General features: G+C 76.2%; 1 protein-coding gene and 1 pseudogene. Both read left to right on the top strand.

Translation table 11 applies throughout. The features are described 5' to 3' along the window. The first annotated feature begins 342 nt into the window (after positions 1-342). Positions 343-2,364, top strand: coding sequence for an elongation factor G (gene fusA / locus ACFXAM_RS22520; RefSeq protein WP_380293935.1), 2,022 nt, complete (start codon positions 343-345; stop codon positions 2,362-2,364). Continuing rightward, a pseudogene (locus ACFXAM_RS22515) lies at positions 2,340-2,489 on the top strand (hypothetical protein); the annotation flags it as partial. The gene fusA and the pseudogene ACFXAM_RS22515, both read left to right, overlap by 25 nt. Positions 2,490-2,722: the final 233 nt, after the last annotated feature.

The following is a 2,722-nucleotide window of genomic DNA, read 5'->3' as shown; positions in this document are numbered from 1 at the left end:
TTTACTCTTTGGTGGTCGGCGGCTGCGTCTGTTGTTTATATGACACTGGTACCTACACGCGGCCCCCGGCGGCGCGCCGCCCGGTTCGGGTGGCGGCGCGCGACGTGACGAGCCGAGGGAGGACCGGTCGTGCGCCACCGCACCGCTGCCGTCGTCCCCTCGTCCCGGTTCGAGGTGATCCTGGTGTCCTCGTCCCTCCGGTGCCCGCTGCGCGGCCGGCACCGGGTGTGCGCGACGACCTGACGACCGGCCGGGGAGCAGGGCTCTCCGGCGGACGCGCCGTCGTCGTCGCCGCGATCGCGCTGCCCTCTTCTTCCCGAGAGCTCCGAAAGGCACCGGGCCATGCGCAGCACCGACATCCGTACCGGCATCGCGGCCGTCCGCAACCTGGGCATCCTCGCCCACGTGGACGCGGGCAAGACCACCGTCACCGAGCGGATCCTCTATCTGACCGGCGAGACCCACCGCCGCGGCGAGGTCCACGAGGGCACCACCGTCACCGACTGCCACCCGCAGGAGCGCGAACGGGGCATCACCATCTCCGCGGCGGCCGTCAGCTGCGCCTGGAACGGCCACCGGATCAACCTCGTCGACACGCCCGGCCACGTCGACTTCGCCGACGAGGTCGAGCGCTCGCTGCGGGTGCTGGACGGGGCGGTCGCTGTGTTCGACGCCGTCGCGGGCGTGGAGCCGCAGAGCGAGAGCGTCTGGCGCCAGGCCGACCGGCACGGCGTGCCGCGGATCGCGTTCGTCAACAAGCTGGACCGGGCCGGCGCCGACCTGGACGCCACCGTCGCCGCCATCCGGGAGCGGCTGCACCCGGCCCCGCTGGCCGTCCACCTGCCCATCGGCCGGGAGTCCGGTTTCACCGGCGTGGTCGACCTGCTGACGATGCGTGCCCTGACCTGGGACGGCGGCCCCGACGGCGACGACCTGCGACACGGCCCGGTGCCCGACGGCCTCCGGGCGGAGGCCGGGCGGCGGCGCGCGCTGCTGGAGGAGGCGGTGGCCGGGCTCCATCCGGCCGCCCTGGAGGAGTTCGTCGAACACTCGGCGCTCTCCACCGCGACCCTGGCCGCCGCCCTGCGGGACCTCACCCGCAGCGGCGAGGCGGTGGTGGTGCTGTGCGGCTCGGCCTACCGCAACCGCGGGATCGAGACGCTGCTCGACGCCGTCACGGCCTACCTGCCGTCGCCGCTGGACGTTCCGGCGGTGCGCGGCGCGGGGCAGGCCGGGGAGGAGGAGCGGGCCGCCGATCCCGAAGGGCCGCTCACCGCGCTGGTGTTCAGGGTGAACGTCACCGCCTCCGGCCGGCTCACCTGTCTGCGCCTGTACGCGGGCACGCTGCGCAAGGGGGACACCGTGCTGGACGCCGGTACCGGCCGCACCGAGAGGATCGCCCGGATCATGCGGGTGCAGGCCGACCACGTCGAGCTGGAGACGGCGGTCGCCGGCGACATCGTCGCCGTGGCGGGCGTCAAGGCCGCCCGGACCGGCACGACGCTCTGCGCGCCCGGCGCGCCGCTCGTCCTGGAGCCGGCCGTGACGGCGGCACCGGTGGTGACGGTGGCGGTCGAGGCACGCCGATCGGTCGACACCGAGCGGCTGGCCGTGGCGCTCGCCCGGCTCGCCGAGGAGGACCCGTCGCTGGTCGTCCGCACCGACCCGGAGACCGGACAGCGGGTGCTGTCCGGGCTGGGCGAACTGCACCTGGAGGTGGCGGTGGAGAGGATCCGCCGCTCCCTCGGATGCGAGGTGACCGTCGGCCGTCCGCAGGTCGCCCACCGGGAGACCGTGCGGAGCGGGGTCACCGGCCACGTCCACCGGCACGTCAAACAGGAGGGCGGCGCCGGCCAGTTCGCCCACGTGGTGCTCGACGTGGCACCGCCGGCCGGTCCGGCCGGGCAGGAGGAGGGGGAGGGTTTCGTGTTCGCGTCCACCGTCACCGGCGGGCGGGTGCCGACGGAGTACGTCCGGGCGGTCGAGGCCGGCTGCCGGGACGCGCTCGCCGAGGGCCCGCTGGGAGGCCACCCGGTGACCGGCCTGCGGGTCGTCCTGACCGACGGCGCCACCCATCCGAAGGACTCCTCGGAGCTCGCCTTCCGCACCGCCGGGCGGCTGGCGCTGCGCGAGGCCCTGCGGGCCTGCCGGATGGTGCTGCTGGAGCCCGTCGCCGAGGTGACGGTGACCGTGCCGCAGGAGGCGGTGGGCGGTGTGCTCGGTGACCTCGCCGCGCGCCGGGGCCGGGTCCGGGGCTCGGCCCCGGCGCGTGGTGGGTGGGGGGGGGGGCCCGCGGCTGCCGGCCCGCGGCGCGCCGGGGGGCGGGGGCGCGCCCCGCCCCCCGCGGCGGGACGGCGGTGGTGACGGCGGTCGTGCCGCTCGCCGAACTGTTCGGCTACGCCACCGCCCTGCGCAGCCGCACCCGGGGCCGGGGCACGTTCACCACCCGCCCGGCCGGGTACGCCCCGGCACCGGCCGCCGCCCGCTGAGGCCTGTTGCAGAAGTCCGGGTGCGGGCAGGTCAGTGTTGTGGGTCGACCTGCTGGTTCAGGCGGTTCGGGCGAAGGCCGGTGCGGTAGTGGACGGCGACCCGGAGGATCCGGTCGGGGGGGGGGGGGGGGGGCCCCCCGCCCCCCCCCCCCCCCCCGCCCCCCCCCCCCCCCCCCGGCCCCCACGCGAACAAAGAAAAAAACCCCACGCACCGGGGGGGGTAAAGGGGGGTA

The sequence above is a fragment of the Kitasatospora sp. NPDC059462 genome (assembly GCF_042749955.1).
Classification (GTDB): domain Bacteria; phylum Actinomycetota; class Actinomycetes; order Streptomycetales; family Streptomycetaceae; genus Kitasatospora.
Note: the sequence above shows the minus strand (reverse complement) of the source record. Positions and strands in the feature narration are given on the sequence as shown.

Excerpts from the sequence above, each read along its gene's own strand:
- fusA (WP_380293935.1), top strand. The coding sequence starts at position 343 with ATGCGCAGCACCGACATCCGTACCGGCATCGCGGCCGTCCGCAACCTG.